Source organism: Salinimonas sediminis (genome assembly GCF_003429285.1).
GTDB lineage: Bacteria > Pseudomonadota > Gammaproteobacteria > Enterobacterales > Alteromonadaceae > Alteromonas > Alteromonas indica.
The window spans coordinates 3,702,599-3,722,627 of the sequence record NZ_CP031769.1; the positions used below are offsets into that span (position 1 = coordinate 3,702,599).

Here is a 20,029-nt window from a genome sequence, read left to right on the forward strand (position 1 = left end):
GGACGCTCACTATTGGCTATGGCTATGGCCGCGATAATCAGCGCGCCAGTTAGTGCGGCCAGCTCGGTGCTGGTGAAAAATGTCAATGGCTACACGTTAGACACTAGCGGCAATCTTGTAAGATTTAAAAGATTACTGATAGAAGATGGCAAAGTCGTTACGGTCGATCCAAAGCCGCAGATGGGCACAGACGGCGTACGGGTATTAAATGGCCAGGGCAAAACCTTATTGCCCGGCATGATTGATGCCCATGGTCACCTGCTGGGCCTGGGCAGTAATCTGCTTGAAGTTGATCTGCGTAGCGCCACCAGTGCGGATGATGCTGCCCAGCAGGTTGCCGCCTACGCCTTAGGCCATGGCGAGCAGGCATGGATAACTGGCCGGGGCTGGAACCAGGAACAGTGGCCCGACCGGGCTTTCCCGGTAGCTGCCCAACTGGACAAACATATCAGCGATCGCCCGGTGTGGTTGGCCAGAGTTGATGCCCATGCAGGCTGGGCGAACACCAAAGCTTTAGAACTCGCAGGGATTACCAAAGAAACGCCTGATCCCGAAGGCGGCCAAATTATCCGCGATGAGCAGGGTAATGCTACCGGCGTGTTAATCGACAATGCCAAAGATCTGGTTGAACAGGTGATGCCCACCACCACCACAGCGCAGCTTAGTCAGCAATTAGATGCCGCTTCAGCGCACCTGTTAGCAAATGGCGTCACGGCCATGCACGATGCTGGAATCAGCCATCGGGTATACGACTTTTACCTGGCTAAAGCCGTAGAGGGTGACTTGCAGGTGCGTATTTACGCCATGCTTAGCGCGACGGATCCGGCCCTGGACCAACTTCTTGATAATGGTATCGTACGCGATGCAAACGACTTTTTATTTATTCGCAGCGTTAAAGCTTATGGCGACGGTGCATTAGGCAGCCGCGGTGCCGCCTTACTCGCCCCCTATAGCGATGCTCCTCATCAACAGGGTTTAATGCTAACCCCGCCGGACGCCTTCGCGCCCCTGTTTAATCAAGTTATCCAAGCCGGTTTTCAATTAAACTTCCATGCCATTGGCGATCGGGCTAATCATCTAGCTCTAAACCAATTTGAGCAAACATTTGCTAGCCACGGTGGCGCAGAACTACGCAATCGAATTGAGCACGCGCAGGTAATTGCGCCTGAAGATATTGCTCGATTCGCGCAATTAAGCGTATTGCCTTCGATGCAACCTACCCACGCAACCAGCGATAAAAACATGGCAGAAGATCGTATTGGTAAAAAGCGCATGGAGGGCGCCTATGCATGGCAATCATTACTTAAATCTGGCATTGCTGTGCCGCTGGGGTCTGATTTTCCAGTCGAGCTGGCTAACCCATTTTATGGGCTCCATGCGGCGGTCACCCGGCAAGATCGTAACAACCAGCCGGTTGCCGGCTGGTATCCTCACGAGGCCATGTCTCTCAAGCAGGCGTTTCGGGGCTTTACGCTGGACGCCGCCTATGCTGCCCATATGGAAGAAGCATTAGGCACCCTGACGCCGGGTAAATGGGGCGATTTTATTTTAATCGATCAGGATATTTTTGCCATTGAGCCTCAAGATATCTGGAAAACTAAGGTTCTGGAAACCTGGGTAGCCGGTGAGCAGGTATTCTCCCAACCAGTTCAATCGGTGGATTGAACATAAGGCCGCCACCATTGAGAGGTGGCGGCCGGTTCCGTTGCGCTCATGATTTTACCAAATTGTGGCGTCAATAGGGCAACGCCTTGTTGAGTACTCAGTTGATCAAGGGCCTCAAGGGGGGCATACCAGGCATGAAAGGCCAAATCAAAGGTGCTGTTATGTATCGGTACCAGGTATCGCCCTTTTACATCGTTAAATGCCTGAACAGTTTGCGCAGGCTGCATGTGCACCTGGGGCCAATCTTTCGAATAGGCGCCGCTTTCCATAAATACTGTATCGAAGGGACCATAACGACGGCCAATTTCGGCAAAGCCATCGAAATAGCCAGAGTCTCCGCTAAAATATACCGCCGCGTTTGGCGTACGCACCACCCAAGACCCCCACAACGTACTGTTACGATCGGTAAGAGCCCGGCCGGAAAAGTGATGTGAAGGGGTAAAAACCAAAGTGGTTTGTGCATTAGTGGTGGTTTGCCACCAGTCAAATTGCTGTATCTGGTCTGCGGTAATTCCCCATTCTACCAATTGGGCTTTTACCCCCAGTGGAACATAAAACATTGCAACTTTTGCGGCTAACTGGCGGATTGAGGCTTCATCAAGATGGTCGTAGTGGTTATGCGAGATTAAAACCCCGGCTAAGGGGGGGAGCGCTTCAATACTCAACGCCGGCGCGTGAAACCGCTTTGGGCCCATAAAGCTAAATGGAGAGGCGCGCTCAGAAAACATGGGATCGGTGAGCCAGTATCGACCATCAATTTTAAGCAACACGGTAGAATGGCCTAATTTGACATAAAACACCCCATTGTTAGGTAATGCATCAAGTTGGTGGTGTGTTAAAGGCGTGAGCGGAAGAGGCGCGACAGGGGTCGCCGCGGTTCGCTCTTCGGTCAGACTTCGGTAAAGGATATCGGCCAGTTTTGATCCTGTCTCAGCGGCAATTGGCTGGGTATTTTCAAACACACCTTGCTCATAATGCACAGAGTTAATCGGACCGATATCGGCCGCCGCTAACTGATAGTTAATCCAGCTTAGTGCCGCTGCCGCCCCGGCTATTAAACACAGCAATATAACCAATACTCTCACACTCACCTCATCGGTAACAAAAAAGGGAGCTTAATTGCAGCTCCCGTGTCGTAATTTTGCTGTTTATTTAGCCATTGTACAGGGTATTTATCCATTTCTCCTGGGTGATAAAATCCCATTGCCACGACGCCCACTTTTCTTCCAGACCTTTATCCACGATTTCCTGCGCGGTCGCGCCCTGAGCTTTATGCTTGTCGACATAGGCTTTGGTTTGCTCAATCATTTCCAAAAAGGTTTCATAGTCTGCTTTTTTAGCCAACGGGCCGTGGCCAGGGACGATAATGGTTTTATCATTGGTTTTTTCGATCAGTTGTTTCACCGAGCGGATATAGCCATCGACGGTGCCGCCCGATGCTAAATCAATAAACGGAAAGCGTTCGTTGAAAAATAAATCCCCCGTGTGCAGAACATTAGGTTCTTCAAACCATACCGCTGAATCCCCATCTGTATGGCCTGCAGCTAAGTGCATGATATGCAGAGTTTCGCCATTAAAATGCATTTTGATGCCGTCAGCATAGGTAATAACAGGTAATGCGGCTGGTTTTACCTCACTGTCCTTAGCCAACCGTACACGTACATTGTCATGCGCCACAATAGTGCTATCGGCATGTTGGGAAAACCAGGCATTCGCTCCTGTGTGATCCCCGTGAAAATGTGTATTAATAATAAATTTTGGCGATGCGTTACCCAACTCGCCCAGCGCAGCGGAAATTTTATCTGCCAGCGGCTCAAATTCATCATCAATAATTAACACACCGTCTTTACCTGCCGACACGCCAATATTGCCCCCGGCGCCCTGCAGCATATGCACTGCACCGCGTAATGGCGTGTCTTTAATCTGCACATCGTCAAACTTACCCTGAGCGTGAACACTGGTATGTATCGTCAATGCCAGCACGGCTAACGACATAATACGACCTGTTTTCATGGTGCTTCCTTATCAGTTCATGTGCAAACCATTATGCGGTCATTTATCAAACAGATCATTTAAATTTTCGTTAGTCTCGGGGGCTGGCCCGATATAGCGAAAACGTGGCACCCGCTTGCCATCTCTTTCGACACTCTCCAGAAACATAGTTAATGGCCTGACCCACAGCGCCTGTTCTCCATAACACGGCCGATACAATACCAGAGTGCTTTCATCCTCACTATGGGTAGCCACATCGTATACCATGTACTGATGGCCTTTGTAATGTTCGTATAGTCCCGGTTTAATAGATGCTGTCATAGTAATTTATTGTTCCAATGGTAACGTTAATTGTTCAACCGGCGCGGCATCTGCTAAGCCAATATGCAGGCCCAACAACCGAATACCTCGGCCATTTCCTCGGGCAAAGGCCTCTAATAATAAAGTTTCGAAATACTCAGGGTCGAGCTGATGATGCCGATGCTCTACCGTAGTCAGCTGAAAATCACTGAATTTTAATTTTATCCCCTGGGTACGAATCCGTACCGCCTTCCCTTTTGTGTGTTTATTTTCGTGGGCAGCAATGCGCTCATGAAGTTTCTCTAACAAGGTGGGCATAAATGCCCGACAGGCTTCAAGTGTATGGATATCTTCATTGAGGGTGCGCTCTACACCAATCGATTTGCGCTCTCGAGTGACATTGACTTCACGTTCATCAATACCGTGCGCCCGGTCCCATAACACTGAACCAAATTTACCTAATTCTTTTTGCAAACGTTCGAAGGGATACTTGCGGATATCGGCGCAAGTGGCCAGCCCCATACGCTGCAACTTTTGCATAGTGACTTTGCCCACCCCGGGGATTTTCTCTAATGCCATATTACGTACAAAAGCATCCAGCTTATCCGGGGTAATTACACATATGCCATCTGGCTTATTCTCATCACTGGCAACTTTTGCCACAAACTTACACGACGCTACGCCGGCTGAGGCAGTCAAACCAAGCTCTTGTTTAATACGCTGGCGAATTTCTTCAGCAATAAGCGTGGCACTCCCGCCACAGTGTGCAGAACCAGACACATCCAAAAATGCTTCATCTAATGACAAAGGCTCAATAATATCGGTGTAATCTGCAAAAATCGCGCGTATACGCAACGATTCTTTGACGTAGACATCCATTCGCCCCCTGACCATGACTAAATCCGGGCACAAACGCATTGCATAGGCTGTCGCCATGGCCGAGCGCACCCCGTATTGGCGGGCTGGGTAATTGCAGGTCGAGATGACTCCGCGTTGGTCTGAGCTACCGCCGATAGCCAGCGGTACGTGCTGTAATGACGGATTATCGCGCATCTCTACGGCGGCGTAGAAACAATCCATGTCTACATGAATAATTTTACGCATGGGAAAAGAAAGTACCTGTATACATAAACAGGCGTAGTGTACCGCGTTTCATTCGTTAAATTATAGTGGTGCCAGCATTAAATTTAACCGTTATAGCGCTATGACTCTCCAACTGAAGATTTTGTTGATGGCATCATCAGCCGATTGCTATCGCGGCGCCTTCGACAAAGTTTCAATCTCTGCCCATAGCGCTTCAGCCTCAGCCGTTAGATTTGAATAGGTTTTAATATCACCATTACGCTGCGCGTACATGGCTTGCTCTAATAACGCATCATAACGTTTACGTTGCTTTTTTATCGGGTCACGCCGAAAAAGTGTAAACATAGCGTATCTCCTGGCTATTATCTCAACCAACAGTGTGCGGCCGGCTTGGGCAAAATAACAGTGAAATTGCTGTCATATTGATAACGCCGCTACAAGACCGGTAGTAAATTAGACGCCCCTATCCAAGGCAATGGCGAGCTTCAGTAAGCTAGTAGGTGCACATAGCTAACCTTGAGCAAACTGCACAAGTATCCGGAGCCGGATGTTATCATTCTGCGGCGCTTATTAGGAAAGCTGTATATGAGGACTCAAGTTACTGGCAACTATTGTATAAATGAAAGCTTGCTTGATGTTTTCTTGCGTTGTCTTGGAATGGTAAAGGAATTATTGCAGGCCCAAACCGCTGCTGGCATATAGAAAGTTACGGTTAACAAATCAAATCGCAGACACCATCGTGGCTATTAAAGTACAACGATGGTGCAGCAAATGTTACAGCTACTGCCGTCCAAACTCCTCAGACAACACCAGTTCCTGCTCCACAATTTTGGCGTAATGTTTTATGCGCTGGATATCCTGTTCATCGTAATGTTTTACTTTGTCGTGCAACAGGCAGAATGTCCCCATCTCATATCCTTCGGTAGAATACAAAATGACCCCTGCATAAGAACGAATGAATGGCTCGCCTTTAACCAGCTTATTATTTTTGAAGCGAAAATCTTGGTGGGTGTCAGGCACAATCAAATATTCCTCTTCTGCAATCGCGTAGGTGCAAAAAGAGATATTCCTGGGCGTTTCCCGCTTATCCAGACCTTGGCGCGATTTAAACCATTGCCGATCTTCAGCAATCAGGCTGATAAGCACGGTTTTACACTTAAATTCGGCTTGTGCTTTGCGGGTAATCGCATCAAACCGCTCTTCTGGTGGGGTATCCAGAATGTTTAAATCAAGCAAGGCTTGTAACCGGGCTGCTTCATGGGGAAGTTCAGGTATATTCGCCATAGTGGCTATTCCTACAATAAAAAACGTGAGTCACTGTAAATGGTAAGCTGACTAATATTGTCCCTAAACCGGCCAAAGCCAGTCGCTGCTATAATACTGTACTAATAGCCAGTTAGGCTATGTTTTAATCTGGGTCAAAGTAAAAATAATACCCAATTAACAATAGGTATATACGCAATCTGGCGATACCCTCCAAATAGGGGTCAGGGTGTGGTATTTCGATAACCAGCAGTTTAGCGGTTAAACCTGCCGCATTGAGCTACCCGCCCAGCGACAGTGGGCATGCGCAAAAGCGACCCTTTTTATTATATAGTTAATATAAAGATAGTTTTTACCAATACTGCACTACGATAGCACACCTTGGCACAATAAGATAAAACGCGGTGCTTATAGCAAATAGTTTTGACAATACTAATAATTAAACGAACTTCGCGCACAACGTGGTGCTAGGTAGAGCAGCCAAAAAGAACCATGGTAGACGTGAATTTATAAGGCCCTGAAGCTAGCGTAGCAGTGTATCGAGATACTACGGGGTATGTGTATCGCAATAGTAAATAGCAGTATGAGGGGTCATTAAAGTGGCGCAAAAAGCGTTAATTCAATCAAGCATAAACCTGGCAATCCGTCACATTGGCAGAAGCTAGAATATTCAGGGCCCAGCGCTATTCGCTACACAATGTTAGTTCATCGATGCACTCCAAAAAACAACAGGTTTTGACCTGACTTTGACCCAGATGCCTGCAGTTAGCACGCTGTCGCCGTGAGTGATGTATGTTTTCCGTGCAAAAATATGTCCCAATCAAAGTACCACAGCTGCGATCCGGGGAAAATGTAGAAAGCGCAACGTATAGGGAATGTGGAGAGATACTAAGGCTAATAACATAGCTAGGCACAACATAGCGTCATTTGGCTTAATCGGCTTACTTGGCTCTATCGCAGCGTGGTGTGCTAAATAGCCATACATTCGACTCAGGTACGCCCTGGACCTGCCCTAAAGGGTGTTATGCCTTTTCAAGCTACATCAGGTAAAGCATCAAAGGAGAGAAAAGTAGGCGAAGTAATATGCTTGAAATAAACACAAAGCGGCCTGAGCCGCTGTGTGTTGGATTATAAACTGAAGTTATATGCTTGAAATAAACACAAAGCGGCCTGAGCCGCTGTGTGTTGGATTATAAACTGAAGTTATATGCGAGTGCGATTACACCCAGATAAAGCGCTACGACATTCGCCGAACGGCTTTATTAATCTATTCTAAGCTGCTCACTATAATGCTTACAATATTTGGTTTTCTTTCCACTCGGCTAATTTCTTCTCACGCATCATCGCTTTTTCTTCGCGTGCTTTTTTACGGTCGCAGGGTTCTGGGCAATCACAGGCCTTTTCTATCCCCAAAGCGCCTAACCCACCACAGCTACCGGATATCGTTTTGCGCTGAACCATATAGCCTACGGCCATGGCCAGAACCATTGTCAGAAAGAAAACAAAGGCAAGAATAAATGTACTCATGTTACCACCTCACTAATTTTTAATATCAACAGTGTCGTTAAACGCTGCAGATGTATATTCTTCAAACTCGCCATCCTGGTGTCTGATTAGCAGTACCGCCAGGTTTTCCTGTTCAGCAAGCGCTATGGCGGCGTCCCATCCCATTACTATCAATGCGGTAGCTAACGCATCTGCGGTCATAGATGATGGCGTAACAACAGTAACAGCTACCAAATTGTGCTGAATTGGCTTGCCGGTACGCGGGTCGATTAAATGCGAGTACCTGACCCCGTCTTGTTCATAGTAGTTACGATAATCACCTGATGTTGCTACCGCGTTAGTACCTACCGACAAAATCTTCTGCACTGAGCGATTCCCTGCTACCGGCTTTTCTACTGCTATAAGCCAAGCATCGCCATTACCGCGCTGCCCTTTAACCCGCATTTCACCGCCAATCTCTACCAGATAATCTTCAATACCATGCTCTTCCAGTATCGCGGCAACTTCATCCACCCCATAGCCTTTTGCTATTGTCGACAGATCTACGTATACCAGCGGATGTGATTTACGTAAGCCATCCTCGGTAACCGTTAACTTATCTAAGCCAACGTAGTCGCGAACCTCAGCAATTTGGGCTTCACTAGGTACTTTTTCCGGCCGTTTGTTAGGCCCGAACCCCCACAGGTTGACCAATGGCCCCACAGTGATATCCAGCACCCCTTGACTTAGCTTACCCAGGCGTAATGCCTCGGCTACTACCTTTTGAGTTTCGGCGGATACCGGGTAAGGCTCAGTAAACCGATTTTGATTAAAGCGGGACAATTCAGATTCAGGATCATAGGTCGACATTAGCTGGTTAATCTTCAACAATCGCTCATCAAGCTCTTGCTGCAGATTTTCAACTGGCTGCTCGCCTTCCTTTACCACATATTTAACATTATACGTGGTTCCCATTGTATCGCCATGCAAATGAACTACCGGGAGCTTCTCGCCACCGCATGCAGTTAGCCATAGAACTGCGATAACTAACGCTATTTGCCTTACGCTGTTTTTTACCAAAACGGTACCCTCACACCATCAAAAAAAGGGGCGAATAATCGCCCCTTTGCTCTTTTGTTACTATCAGCTGTTAGCCACCGAAATCATCAAGCATGATGTTTTCGTCTTCAACACCTAAATCTTTCAGCATGTTGATTACCGCCGCATTCATCATAGGAGGCCCACACATGTAGAACTCACAATCTTCTGGCGCCGGGTGATCCTTAAGATAATTCTCCAGCAACACCTGGTGGATAAAGCCGGTGTCCCCTTCCCAGTTATCTTCTGGCTGAGGATCAGACAGGGCAACATGCCAGGTAAAGTTTTCGTTTTCTTCGGCAAGTTCGTCAAAATCTTCTACATAGAACATTTCGCGTAGTGAACGAGCGCCATACCAGAAAGAAATCTTACGGTCTGTTTTCAGCCTACGCAGCTGGTCAAATATGTGCGAACGCATCGGCGCCATACCTGCCCCACCGCCAACGAAAACCATTTCCGCTTCGGTTTCTTTCGCGAAGAACTCTCCAAACGGACCGGAAATTGTTGCTTTGTCGCCCTCTTTCAGGCTCCAGATGTACGATGACATTTTACCCGCAGGCAGACTAAGGTTATTAGGCGGCGGCGTAGCAATACGCACGTTCAGCATAATAATCCCTTCTTCTTCGGGATAGTTAGCCATTGAATAAGCGCGGATCGTTTCTTCATCCACTTTTGATTCAATATCGAAGAAGCCAAAACGTTCCCAGTCACCGCGGAATTTTTCCGGTACTTCAAAATCTTTATACTTAACGTGGTGAGGTGGCGCTTCGATTTGTATATAACCACCAGCCTGGAATGGCACGCTTTCACCATTTGGAATTTTCAGTTTCAGTTCTTTGATGAAAGTGGCTTTGTTATCGTTAGAAATAACTTCACAATCCCACTTCTTGATACCAAACACTTCTTCCGGTAATTCTATATCCATATCTTGCTTAACGGCGACTTGGCAAGAAAGACGGCAACCTTCACGGGCTTCACGCTTCGTAATATGGTCAAGTTCGGTAGGTAGGATTTCACCACCACCAGACTTGATATCTACCCGACACTGACCACAAGAGCCACCGCCACCACAGGCAGAAGATACGAAAATACCTGCTTCTGCTAGCGCACCTAACAGCTTGCCGCCGGGTGAGGTCTTAATTGCTTTTTCAGGATCGTCATTAATCGTAATGGTAACATCACCAGTAGGCACAAGTTTCGACTTGGCGAACATAATGATGAAAACCAGTGCCAGTACGATGACAATAAACATGCCAACGCCCAGGAAAATTTCTACATTCATCTATAAGCTCCTTAGGCCAGTTATAGTGCTATACCAGTGAACGACTGGAAGCCCAGCGCCATCAGACCAGCAATCATGAACACTGCGCCCAAGCCGCGAACACCATTAGGCATATCAGCGTATTTGAGCTTCTCACGGACGGCAGCCAACAGCACAATAGCTAATGCCCAGCCCACACCTGAACCAACACCGTAAACGACACTTTCGGCAAAGTTGTATTCACGTTGTACCGCAAACGCAACACCACCAAAAATGGCGCAGTTAACTGTAATCAGAGGCAAGAAGATACCCAACGCGTTGTACAACGCAGGGAAAAACTTATCTAAGCTCATTTCAAGTATCTGTACTAGTGCGGCAATAACGCCGATAAACGTCAGAAAGTTAAGAAAGCTTAAATCGGCATCAGGAAAACCAGCCCAGGCTAGCGCTCCAGGGGCCAATACATTGACATAAATGATTTGGTTAACCGGTACTGAAATACCCAATACAACAATTACTGCTGCACCCAAACCCATCGCTGTTTTAATTTTTTTCGACACAGCCAGGAATGTACACATGCCTAAAAACAGTGACAGGGCCATGTTCTCAATAAAAATAGAGCGAACAAATAGGGAAATATAATGTTCCACGTCTTACTCCTTAGGCTCTACTTGCTCTGGGCGAATAGTTCGGATTAACCACACCATGCCACCAATTAAGAAGAAAGAGCTAAATGGCAGAATTAACAAGCCATTACCCTGATACCAGCCACCGTTCTGCACTACTGGCAAAATCTCAAAGCCTAAAATAGTACCAAATCCAAACAACTCTTTAATGGTACCGATACAGATAAGGATAAATGAATAACCTAATCCATTACCGATGCCGTCGAGGAAGCTCAGTAGCGGTGGACTTTTCATTGCATAGGCTTCAGCACGGCCCATTACAATACAGTTAGTGATAATCAAGCCTACGAATACCGAAAGCTGTTTAGATACCTCGTAGGTGTAAGCACGAAGGATCTGGTCAACAACGATTACCAGTGAAGCGATAATAGTCATCTGAATGATGATCCGTACGCTTGATGGAATCTGATTACGAATTAACGATATGAATAAGTTTGAAAACGCTACAACGGTGGTAAGTGCGATTGACATTACCAGGGCGGTCTCTAACTTAGTTGTAATTGCTAAGGCTGAACAAATCCCCAATACCTGCAGGGCAATTGGGTTGTTGTCCATAATCGGCCCAAACAGGACCTTTTTCATTTCTTTAGTGTCTGCCACGATAATACCCCTTATGAACGCCAGGCCTGATTCTTCAGGAATGGGCCAAAGCCTTGCTCACCGGCCCAGTAGCGAATGGTGTTCTGTACACCGTTACTCGTCAGTGTCGCACCTGAAAGTGCATCTACTTCGTATGGGTCATCCGGATTGGCGCCTTTTGTTACATCAATAGCAACATCGCCATTTTTGTATAGCTTTTTACCATCCCACTTCGCCTGCCAGCTAGGATTTTGTACTTCACCACCTAGTCCTGGTGTTTCAGCTTGCTGGTAATAGATAAGTTCACGTACTGTTTCGCCGTCGGCATCAACAGCCAAAAAGCCAAACATTAAATCCCACAACCCGCTACCATGAACTGGCATGATAACGCGTGTTACTGCGTCGTTATCGTCTTTTACCAGCCAAACGCTGGCTACATTAGCCCGACGCTGGAAACCAACGTTGCTGTTCACCACACGCTTGCTCATTTCAGATTGTTTAGCCGCTTTGTACATATCATAATCCGGCGCCGGTTGTTCAGTGAACTCACCGGTATCCAAATCAACATAGCGACGCTCTACTTTATTTTCATAAGTATCGCGAATCGTGTCACTGCTCATGCCCATTTCATAAAGGCCGGCAGCAGTTAGAATGTTGGTTTGCTTATCCAGCTCTTTATTAGCCTGCTGAATTTGACGCAAACCTACCGCTGCGCCTGAAACCACAATAGAACATACTAAACAGACAGCAACAACAACACCGACTGTTTTACCAAAAGAGTCTTTCTTAGCTGACACGAGCAACCCTCCGCTTGATATTACTCTGAGCGACAAAATAGTCGAACAAGGGTGCCCACAAGTTAGCAAACAAAATCGCTAACATTACACCTTCAGGAAAGGCGGGGTTGAGCACACGAATCAAAACTGTCATGAAACCGATAAAAATACCGTACCACCACTTTCCTGTATTGGTGAAAGAGGCTGATACCGGGTCGGTTGCCATAAAGAACATACCAAAGGCCAAGCCACCGATAACAAAGTGCCAATGCGCCGGCATCGCAAACATCGCGTTGGTATCGCTACCCACCATATTAAGCAGCGTGGCAAAGAAAGCGGTACCAATTACCACACCAGAGACTATGCGCCAGCTTGCAATACGCATGTACATGATGAACAGGCCACCAATAAGAATAGCCAGCGTAGAGACTTCACCCGCGGAACCAGGAATTGCGCCGAAGAACGAATTCCACCATAACTCCATGTCAGAGTAGTCCATCTCGCCCGCTGCGGCCTTGCTTAACCAGGTTGCACCTGAATAACCATCTGCTGCAACCCATACCTGGTCACCAGAAATTTGCGCTGGATAAGCAAAGTATAAGAATGCCCGACCTGACAGTGCAGGGTTAAGGAAATTACGCCCGGTACCACCAAACACTTCTTTGGCAATAACAACACCAAAGGTAATACCCAGGGCTACCTGCCACAATGGTATGGTTGCCGGTAGCGTTAAGGCAAACAGAACTGACGTTACAAAGAAACCTTCGTTAACTTCGTGCTTACGCACAGAGGCAAACAGCACTTCCCAAAAACCACCTACAATAAATGTAGTGGCATAAATAGGTAGCCAGAAACACGCGCCGTAAAACATCATGGCGCCCCAGCCTGAATCAGGGCCTAGTTCTCCGCCTAATGCAGAAAACAGTACCGCTTGCCATGAGTCTGGTAATGTACCAGCGCCCGCTGCAATCGCTTCGTTAGCCTGAAAACCGATGTTATACATACCGTAAAACATGGCTGGAAAGGTGGCCGCCCACACTAAAATCATAATACGCTTCAGATCGATACTGTCACGTACGTGTGTGCTAGCTTTATTCACTTTACCTGGTGTATAAAAAATGGTCGCAGCGGCTTCATACAACGCATACCATTTTTCGTGTTTGCCACCTGGTTCAAAATTAGGTTCAATTTTTTCCAGATACGCTTTTAAACCCATGACTTAACCCTCTTTCTCAATCGTGGCCAATACGCTGCGCAGAATTGGACCGTAATTGTATTTGCCTGGGCACACATAGGTACACAAAGCCAAATCTTCTTCGTCCAGTTCCAAACAACCCAACTGCTGAGCACTGTCTGTATCACCTGAAATCAGGTCCCTAAGCAATAGCGTAGGAATGATGTCCAGAGGCATAACACGTTCATAATTACCAATTGGCACCATTGAGCGTTCGGAGCCATTTGTGGTAGTGGTCATATCGAACTTTTTATTACCGCCTAAATGGCCCAAGTAAGCACGTGTTACAGAGTGCTTATCAGAGCCTGGCGTAATCCAGCCAAGGAATTTCTTCTCGCGGCCTTCTTTGATAATCGATATTTGTGTATGGAAACGACCCAGGAAGCCATGCACACCCTGAGCAGTAATACCATTGAGCACCGAACCGGAAATAACCCGAACTTCGCCGCCATCAATTTCGTTAGCCGTTAGCTCTTCAATATCAGCACCTAGTAAGGTACGGACCAGACGTGGCTGTTTCGCTGCGGGTCCGCCTAAAGCAACCACGCGTCGGTTGTCCAATTCACCGGTAGTTAATAATGCGCCAATCGCCATCACATCCTGATAATTAAGATGCCAAACGGTTTTTGCGTTACTGACCGCATCCAAATAATGAATATGGGTGCCTGGTAAACCTGCCGGATGTGGACCACCGAATTCAGCCACCTCAACGTTGGCATTACCCGTGGCCACGTCAGAACCCGCTGCTTTACACACAAATACCTTGCCGCCACTTAGTACGGTCAGCGCGTTAAGACCACTAACGAAGTCATCTTGACGCTCTTTGATAATAAGTGTGGGATCAGCCGCCAGTGGATTTGTATCCATGGCGGTGACAAAGATTGAATGCGGGGTTGAACCCAGTGCCGGCGCCTTGCTAAATGGACGTGTGCGCAGCGCAGTCCATAGCCCAGAATCTACCAGTTGCTGTTCAATTGTTTCTCTTGACGCACTGGTAATCTGATCTGCTGCAATTTTTTCAAACGCAACACTCTCGTTACCTTCGATTTTCACTACTACAGACTGAAGAACACGTTTGGCGCCACGGTTAACCTCTACCACTTCGCCGGAAGCTGGCGCAGTGAATTTAACGCCAGGATTCTTTTTATCTTCAAAAAGAATCTGGCCTTTTTTCACTTTGTCACCAACCTGGACGTGCATGGTAGGACGCATACCCACATATTCTTCTCCCAGAACGGCAACGCGCGTCACAGCATTTCCTTCAGAAATTTGCTGCTCTGGCGCCCCCTTGATAGGGAGGTCGAGACCTTTCTTGATTTTTATCATATGTAATCGCACTACTCTAATAGAAGAACCCTTTTGCATGACTGCACAAAAATGTGTCCGCCAGCATGCAAAAAAACTCTTTGTTATCTCGCTTTACTACGCCCGTATGACGCAACATATTGCAAGCTTTGGCGGCAAGCGTAATGACGCCCGCAACCAAGCTAGTGCTGTTGATGTTTTACCTGTAGAGCCGACGTTCAGCCGAACTTGGTAAGCATTATTATCGGGTGCTTTTCAAGGCCGAAGTCGTGATGCGTGGGTAGAATGACCCCCGCCTAATTTCGGGATTTTAACATTATCTACCCGCTTTTCGCTATGCAAATAATGGATAAACCAGAAAATTTGTTGGCAAACCTACAAAACATCTCGCTTATGGATTATACAACACTGTTAGCAAAACGAAAAAAAAGCCGTCATCTATGACGGCTTTTTAATCTATTGCTTTACCAACTGACCTGAGGGTCAACATCGGCATCGTAATCAACGCCATCAATATCAAAACCAAACAGTTTCAAAAATTCATGATGATATCCTGAGTAATCGCTCAGCTGATGGAAATTTTCCTGCGTCACTTGATCCCATAGGGCTTTAATTTTAGCCTGGGTCTCATCATTGGTTTCTTTGCCATCCATACGGAAGCGGTTCGCTTCGTCCAAGGTCGGCGTAGTACCATAAAGACACTGGCTGAACAAACCTTTGATTTGTTCGATACAGCCTTCATGAGTGCCCTCTTCTTTCATTACTTTATAAATCAGTGAAATATACAAAGGCATCACGGGAATGGCTGAACTGGCTTGGGTAACTAATGCTTTAAGAGAAGATACATGGGCTTCTACCAGTAAGTCAGCATGCTTACCAATAATAGCCGCTGCGGCGCGGTCCAGATCTTCTTTAGCTTTACCAATGGTAGCCTGGCCGTAGATAGGCCAGGTTAGTGCTTTACCAATGTAAGTATAAGCGGTGGTTTTACAACCTTGGGCAAGTACCCCAGCGTCTGCCAGTGCATCTAACCATAGTTCCCAGTCTTCCCCACCCATAACTTTAATGGTATCGCGAATCTCTTCATCGCTGGCTGGTTCCAGCGTTATATCGTGGACTTTGTCTTTATCGGTATCATATGTCTTGGTGGTATAAGCTTGCCCTACCGGCTTTAACGTCGACTTGTAGGTAATACCACTGCCCGGTTCTGTACGGCGCGGCGAAGCCAGACTATAAATCACCAGATCGACTTTCCCCATGTGGGCTTTGATGCGCTCGATAGTCTCGGCTTTAAGTTCATTTGAAAACGCATCACCGTTAATTGTATCTGCGTATAAACCCTGCTCATTAGCGAAGCGATGAAACGCCGCTGTATTATACCAACCTGCGGTACCGGTTTTGCGCTCAGTAGGTGCTTTTTCGAAGCAAACACCTAGCGTATTGGCACCGTAACCAAAGGCTGCGGTTATCCGAGATGCCAGACCATAACCGGTGGAGCTGCCAATAATAAGTACATTTTTGGGGCCATCACCGAGCTCGCCTTGTTGACGCACGTAGTCGATTTGTTCTGCTACCGAGGCCTCACAACCCACAGGGTGCGCGTTGGTGCATATAAACCCTCTGACTTTTGGCTTGATAATCATCTTTGTCTATCCTTTGCTATTTGTGCCCGTATTGTAATCATGCTTTTGCTGATAACAACTCTGAACACTTGCCGGCCATTGATTTTTTTGCCCTACCCGCAGGCATCCATACAAAAACGGCCTGGTGATAATGCCAGGCCGCGGGTGCGGTTTACGCTAAAATGTCGAGCAACTCAACATCGAAAACCAGGGTAGTAAATGGTGGGATGGCGCCGCCTGCACCTTGCTCGCCATAAGCAAGTTCGCTAGGTACATACACCTTCCACTTTGAACCGGCAGGCATCATCTGCAATGCTTCGGTCCAGCCTTTTATGACGCCATTAACCGGAAATTCTGCAGGTTGTCCGCGGTCATACGAACTATCAAATACTTTACCGTCGATAAAGGTGCCGTGGTAATGCACGCGCACAGTGCTATCTGCAGCGGGCTTTTCACCGTCACCGGTTTCCAGCACTTCATATTGTAAGCCTGAATCGGTAATTTTCACTTCGCTGCGCTCGGCGTTTTGTTTAAGAAAGGCTTCGCCTTCCTCAATTTGGGCTTTGCTTTCTTCCGCTTTTACGGCCTGCATCCGTTGATGAATTTCACCAAACGCATTACGTAGCGTATTGGTGTCTACTTTGGCGGTATCACCGGTGAACGCATCGCTCAGTCCCTCTAACACAGCATTGATGTCTAAGCCGTCAAACGGATTGGATTTAAGCTGCTCACCCATTTGAAAACCAACCCCATAGCTGGCCTGAGTTTCGACTGTAGTATATTTATCGGACACAGTATCTCCTGAAAGTTAATTACATTTTTTGTTCAAAATTCGACCTTTCGGCGTATACCTTCAAATCGAATTTATATCGCACCTGGCAGTGTAACATACCCTTTATTTACATGCTCTACACAGCACATTAAGGTTTTTAATACGCTGGAAAAGGTGTAATTTATAACTTAAAGACGTTAGACAACAGAATCACCAGACAGTATGGTGATCGGCATGCAAGCAGGAGGATGCCAATGCAATCACACTATGATGCAGAACTAAAAGATACTGTTAGATACCTGGGAAAAGTCCTTGGGGAAACGATCAAAGCGCAACTGGGCGACGAATGGCTGGAGCGGATTGAACAAATTCGTAAAGATGGCCGAGCGTCTTATCAGGGTGATACCGATTGTAGCGAAAATCTGAAACAAACTTTCACATCGTTATCTGATTCTGACCTGTTAACTGTCGGTCGTGCCTTCGCCCAATTTCTGAATTTGGGCAATATCGCTGAACAGGAATATAACAGTGCAATGAATGTCGATGCCTCTATCGACACCCTGTTTAATCATTTAGATAAAGCGGAACTCACCGCTGATAATGTGGCTAAGGCCGTTAGCAAACTCAATATTGATTTAGTGCTGACCGCCCACCCTACTGAAGTTACCCGCCGCACCCTGATACACAAACATAAAGAACTGGCAGATTGTCTGCAATCGGTACATCAGGAAACACTGAGTGATGCTGAACGCAGCCGTATCGAAACGCGGATTGCTGATTTGATTAGCCAGGCCTGGCATACCGAAGAAATTCGTTCCGAACGTCCTACACCAGTGGATGAAGCTCGCTGGGGTTTTTCGGTCATTGAAAATTCGCTATGGGAAGCTGTTCCTGAATTTCTTCGCGAGCTGGATGAACGGTTGCAAAAAGACTACAACATCAGTTTGCCGTTGGATGCCGAACCGGTACAGTTCAGTTCATGGATGGGTGGCGACCGTGATGGCAACCCGTTTGTCACAGCGAAGCTTACCGAGCAGGTATTGTATTTAGCCAGAAAACGCGCGGCGAAGCTGTTTGCTGCAGACTTCGACCGGTTACAGGTTGAGCTGTCGATGTTCGATTGCAGTGAAGCACTGCGCGAACGTGTGGGCGAAGCGAATGAACCTTACCGTGCGCTGCTACGCCCGCTGGTGCGCCGCTTACATATTACCCGCGATGGTATTGCAGATTATCTGGTAGGTAAAAATGTAGACCAAAGCCGCTGGATTGCTGAAAACGACGAACTGCTAGAACCGCTGCTGATGTGTTACGAATCACTGTGCGAATGTGGCATGAAAGTCACTGCTGATGGTTTGTTACTGGATACTATTCGCCGGGTACGTTGTTTTGGGGTGCATTTATTGCGCCTGGATATTCGTCAGGACTCTGAACGCCATGCTGATGTATTGGGCGAAATTACCCGTTATCTTGGTCTAGGTGATTATGCGCAGTGGAACGAAGCCGACAAGCAGGCGTTCCTGCTACGGGAACTGTCGTCAAAACGGCCGTTGTTTCCTGCCCAATGGGGCGCCTCTGACGATGTTAAAGAGGTTCTGGATACGTGTAGAGTTATTGCCAAGCATAATCGCGAAGGTTTCGGCATTTATATTATCTCGATGGCCAGCCAGCCATCCGATGTAATGGCGGTTCAACTGCTGTTACAAGAAGCCGGTGTAGACTGGCCGATGCCGGTAGCCCCTTTGTTTGAAACCCTGGATGATCTTAACAATTCACCAGATGTTATGCGCAATCTGTTGTCGGTGGACTGGTACCGTGGTTATGTGAAGGGCCGTCAGTTTGTCATGATTGGCTATTCTGATTCAGCGAAAGATGCCGGCGCATTGGCGGCAGGCTGGGCGCAGTATGAATCACAGGAAGCCCTGGTCAAATTAGCTGAAGAATTCGGAATTACCCTGACCTTGTTCCATGGCCGTGGTGGCACAATTGGCCGCGGTGGCTTGCCAGCCCATGCAGCCATTTATTCACAGCCGCCAGGGTCACTGGAAGGAGGCTTCCGGGTAACTGAACAGGGTGAAACTATTCGCTATAAGTTTGGCATGCCGAAACTGGCCAAACGCAGCCTGGGAATTTATGCCAGTGCTATAATTGAAGCTGTTTTGTTCCCACCACCGGAGCCAAAGCCTGAATGGCGCGAGTTGATTGGCAATATGGCTGCAAAAGGCCGTGACAATTATCGTCAGACAGTACGTCACGATGAAGACTTTGTTCCCTATTTCAGAGTGGCCACACCAGAACAGGAATTAGGTAAACTGCCATTGGGCAGCCGTCCGTCAAAACGTAAACCGCAAGGGGGCATCGAAAGCTTGCGCGCTATCCCCTGGATTTTCGCCTGGGCTCAAACGCGTTTGGTGTTGCCCTCCTGGTTAGGCGTAATGCGGGCTATTGATGAGGTTAAAGCACAGTCAGATGAAAAAGTGGTAGCAGAGATGTTCGCCGACTGGCCATTTTACCGTTCACGCTTATCAATGTTGGATATGGTTTTCCACAAAGCCGATCCGCGCATCAGCGAAGCGTATGATGAGCGTCTGGTACCTGCCGAGTTGAAGCATTTTGGTAAAGCATTACGCGAAGAGCTTGATGAAAGTATTCAATCACTGCTTAAACTAACCGGCCAACCGGATATTATGCATAAAGACCCGCAGGGCAAAGAGTCCATGAATATTCGGGCTTCGTACCTGCAGCCGCTCCATTATTTGCAGATTGAATTACTGGATCGGGTGCGAAAAGCGGGCGATGAGGTACACAATACTGAGCTTGAACGCGCCATGATGGTCACCATTGCAGGTATTGCGATCGGGATGAGAAATACCGGTTAAACCTATGTGATACCGTTTTAGGGCGTGGTTAC

19 protein-coding genes are annotated in these 20,029 nt (G+C 47.3%); 3 read left to right on the plus strand and 16 right to left on the minus strand.

Going from position 1 to position 20,029, the window contains the following annotated elements; genetic code table 11:
- The first annotated feature begins 18 nt into the window (after nucleotides 1–18).
- On the plus strand, nucleotides 19–1,665 hold the full coding sequence (locus tag D0Y50_RS16230; RefSeq protein WP_408640704.1) for an amidohydrolase: 1,647 nt from the start codon (nucleotides 19–21) through the stop codon (nucleotides 1,663–1,665).
- Here the strand turns inward: D0Y50_RS16230 and D0Y50_RS16235 are convergent.
- The 14 genes from D0Y50_RS16235 to D0Y50_RS16300 all read right to left on the minus strand — a co-directional run bounded on the left by D0Y50_RS16235 (nucleotide 1,650) and on the right by D0Y50_RS16300 (nucleotide 14,748).
- Nucleotides 1,650–2,750: an MBL fold metallo-hydrolase gene (locus D0Y50_RS16235; protein WP_170145535.1), complete on the minus strand. Its 1,101-nt coding sequence runs from the start codon at nucleotides 2,748–2,750 to the stop codon at nucleotides 1,650–1,652. The two genes, D0Y50_RS16230 and D0Y50_RS16235, sit on opposite strands and share 16 nt — an antisense overlap.
- A gap of 67 nt (nucleotides 2,751–2,817) precedes the next feature.
- Nucleotides 2,818–3,678, minus strand: coding sequence for an MBL fold metallo-hydrolase (locus D0Y50_RS16240; RefSeq protein ID WP_117317990.1), 861 nt, complete (start codon nucleotides 3,676–3,678; stop codon nucleotides 2,818–2,820).
- A gap of 39 nt (nucleotides 3,679–3,717) precedes the next feature.
- On the minus strand, nucleotides 3,718–3,978 hold the full coding sequence (locus D0Y50_RS16245; RefSeq protein WP_117317992.1) for a DUF1653 domain-containing protein: 261 nt from the start codon (nucleotides 3,976–3,978) through the stop codon (nucleotides 3,718–3,720).
- A gap of 6 nt (nucleotides 3,979–3,984) precedes the next feature.
- A complete protein-coding gene (dinB, locus tag D0Y50_RS16250) occupies nucleotides 3,985–5,061 on the minus strand; it encodes a DNA polymerase IV (RefSeq protein WP_117317994.1) in 1,077 nt (358 codons plus the stop codon).
- 147 nt (nucleotides 5,062–5,208) lie between these two features.
- Nucleotides 5,209–5,385, minus strand: coding sequence for a DUF6435 family protein (locus D0Y50_RS16255; RefSeq protein ID WP_117317996.1), 177 nt, complete (start codon nucleotides 5,383–5,385; stop codon nucleotides 5,209–5,211).
- A gap of 435 nt (nucleotides 5,386–5,820) precedes the next feature.
- Complete coding sequence (locus D0Y50_RS16260; protein WP_117317998.1) at nucleotides 5,821–6,324, minus strand: GAF domain-containing protein; 504 nt, start codon at nucleotides 6,322–6,324, stop codon at nucleotides 5,821–5,823.
- A gap of 1,272 nt (nucleotides 6,325–7,596) precedes the next feature.
- The gene (gene nqrM, locus D0Y50_RS16265; protein WP_117318000.1) at nucleotides 7,597–7,830 is read right to left on the minus strand and encodes a (Na+)-NQR maturation NqrM; all 234 of its coding nucleotides are present in this window, start codon (nucleotides 7,828–7,830) and stop codon (nucleotides 7,597–7,599) included.
- Nucleotides 7,831–7,842: 12 nt separating this feature from the next.
- On the minus strand, nucleotides 7,843–8,868 hold the full coding sequence (locus D0Y50_RS16270) for an FAD:protein FMN transferase (protein ID WP_117318001.1): 1,026 nt from the start codon (nucleotides 8,866–8,868) through the stop codon (nucleotides 7,843–7,845).
- 70 nt (nucleotides 8,869–8,938) lie between these two features.
- Nucleotides 8,939–10,168 carry an NADH:ubiquinone reductase (Na(+)-transporting) subunit F gene (nqrF, locus tag D0Y50_RS16275; RefSeq protein ID WP_117318002.1) on the minus strand — a complete coding sequence of 410 codons (1,230 nt, stop codon included), beginning with the start codon at nucleotides 10,166–10,168 and terminating at the stop codon, nucleotides 8,939–8,941.
- Nucleotides 10,169–10,188: 20 nt separating this feature from the next.
- Entirely contained in the window at nucleotides 10,189–10,797 is a 609-nt protein-coding gene (nqrE, locus tag D0Y50_RS16280) for an NADH:ubiquinone reductase (Na(+)-transporting) subunit E (protein ID WP_108568388.1), read from the minus strand.
- 3 nt (nucleotides 10,798–10,800) lie between these two features.
- Nucleotides 10,801–11,433 (minus strand): NADH:ubiquinone reductase (Na(+)-transporting) subunit D, encoded by a 633-nt coding sequence (locus D0Y50_RS16285; protein WP_108568387.1) that lies wholly within the window; start codon nucleotides 11,431–11,433, stop codon nucleotides 10,801–10,803.
- Between the two features lie 11 nt (nucleotides 11,434–11,444).
- Complete coding sequence (locus D0Y50_RS16290) at nucleotides 11,445–12,209, minus strand: Na(+)-translocating NADH-quinone reductase subunit C (RefSeq protein ID WP_117318003.1); 765 nt, start codon at nucleotides 12,207–12,209, stop codon at nucleotides 11,445–11,447.
- Complete coding sequence (locus tag D0Y50_RS16295; RefSeq protein ID WP_117318004.1) at nucleotides 12,199–13,404, minus strand: NADH:ubiquinone reductase (Na(+)-transporting) subunit B; 1,206 nt, start codon at nucleotides 13,402–13,404, stop codon at nucleotides 12,199–12,201. Before D0Y50_RS16295 ends, D0Y50_RS16290 begins: the two co-directional genes overlap by 11 nt.
- 3 nt (nucleotides 13,405–13,407) lie before the next feature.
- Nucleotides 13,408–14,748, minus strand: a complete 1,341-nt coding sequence (locus tag D0Y50_RS16300; protein ID WP_117318005.1) for a Na(+)-translocating NADH-quinone reductase subunit A — start codon at nucleotides 14,746–14,748, stop codon at nucleotides 13,408–13,410.
- Between the two features lie 37 nt (nucleotides 14,749–14,785).
- On the opposite strand from D0Y50_RS16300, the gene D0Y50_RS19605 reads away from it, so the two are divergent.
- Nucleotides 14,786–14,962 carry a hypothetical protein gene (locus D0Y50_RS19605; RefSeq protein ID WP_170145536.1) on the plus strand — a complete coding sequence of 59 codons (177 nt, stop codon included), beginning with the start codon at nucleotides 14,786–14,788 and terminating at the stop codon, nucleotides 14,960–14,962.
- Nucleotides 14,963–15,191: 229 nt separating this feature from the next.
- On the opposite strand, the gene fabV is transcribed toward D0Y50_RS19605, so the two are convergent.
- Nucleotides 15,192–16,370 (minus strand): enoyl-ACP reductase FabV, encoded by a 1,179-nt coding sequence (gene fabV / locus D0Y50_RS16305; protein WP_117318006.1) that lies wholly within the window; start codon nucleotides 16,368–16,370, stop codon nucleotides 15,192–15,194.
- Nucleotides 16,371–16,521: 151 nt separating this feature from the next.
- Nucleotides 16,522–17,142: an FKBP-type peptidyl-prolyl cis-trans isomerase gene (locus D0Y50_RS16310; protein ID WP_108568382.1), complete on the minus strand. Its 621-nt coding sequence runs from the start codon at nucleotides 17,140–17,142 to the stop codon at nucleotides 16,522–16,524.
- 233 nt (nucleotides 17,143–17,375) lie between these two features.
- On the opposite strand from D0Y50_RS16310, the gene ppc reads away from it, so the two are divergent.
- Nucleotides 17,376–19,997 (plus strand): phosphoenolpyruvate carboxylase, encoded by a 2,622-nt coding sequence (gene ppc, locus D0Y50_RS16315; RefSeq protein WP_108568381.1) that lies wholly within the window; start codon nucleotides 17,376–17,378, stop codon nucleotides 19,995–19,997.
- Nucleotides 19,998–20,029 lie beyond the last annotated feature (32 nt).

What these genes read in the sequence shown, in the direction of transcription:
- D0Y50_RS16230 (WP_408640704.1), top strand. Translation starts at nt 19, where the DNA reads ATGGCTATGGCCGCGATAATCAGCGCGCCAGTTAGTGCGGCCAGCTCG.
- D0Y50_RS16240 (WP_117317990.1), bottom strand. Translation starts at nt 3,678, where the DNA reads ATGAAAACAGGTCGTATTATGTCGTTAGCCGTGCTGGCATTGACGATA.
- D0Y50_RS16245 (WP_117317992.1), bottom strand. Translation starts at nt 3,978, where the DNA reads ATGACAGCATCTATTAAACCGGGACTATACGAACATTACAAAGGCCAT.
- dinB (WP_117317994.1), bottom strand. Translation starts at nt 5,061, where the DNA reads ATGCGTAAAATTATTCATGTAGACATGGATTGTTTCTACGCCGCCGTA.
- D0Y50_RS16255 (WP_117317996.1), bottom strand. Translation starts at nt 5,385, where the DNA reads ATGTTTACACTTTTTCGGCGTGACCCGATAAAAAAGCAACGTAAACGT.
- D0Y50_RS16260 (WP_117317998.1), bottom strand. Translation starts at nt 6,324, where the DNA reads ATGGCGAATATACCTGAACTTCCCCATGAAGCAGCCCGGTTACAAGCC.
- nqrM (WP_117318000.1), bottom strand. Translation starts at nt 7,830, where the DNA reads ATGAGTACATTTATTCTTGCCTTTGTTTTCTTTCTGACAATGGTTCTG.
- nqrF (WP_117318002.1), bottom strand. Translation starts at nt 10,168, where the DNA reads ATGAATGTAGAAATTTTCCTGGGCGTTGGCATGTTTATTGTCATCGTA.
- D0Y50_RS16295 (WP_117318004.1), bottom strand. Translation starts at nt 13,404, where the DNA reads ATGGGTTTAAAAGCGTATCTGGAAAAAATTGAACCTAATTTTGAACCA.
- D0Y50_RS16300 (WP_117318005.1), bottom strand. Translation starts at nt 14,748, where the DNA reads ATGATAAAAATCAAGAAAGGTCTCGACCTCCCTATCAAGGGGGCGCCA.
- D0Y50_RS19605 (WP_170145536.1), top strand. Translation starts at nt 14,786, where the DNA reads ATGACTGCACAAAAATGTGTCCGCCAGCATGCAAAAAAACTCTTTGTT.
- fabV (WP_117318006.1), bottom strand. Translation starts at nt 16,370, where the DNA reads ATGATTATCAAGCCAAAAGTCAGAGGGTTTATATGCACCAACGCGCAC.
- ppc (WP_108568381.1), top strand. Translation starts at nt 17,376, where the DNA reads ATGCAATCACACTATGATGCAGAACTAAAAGATACTGTTAGATACCTG.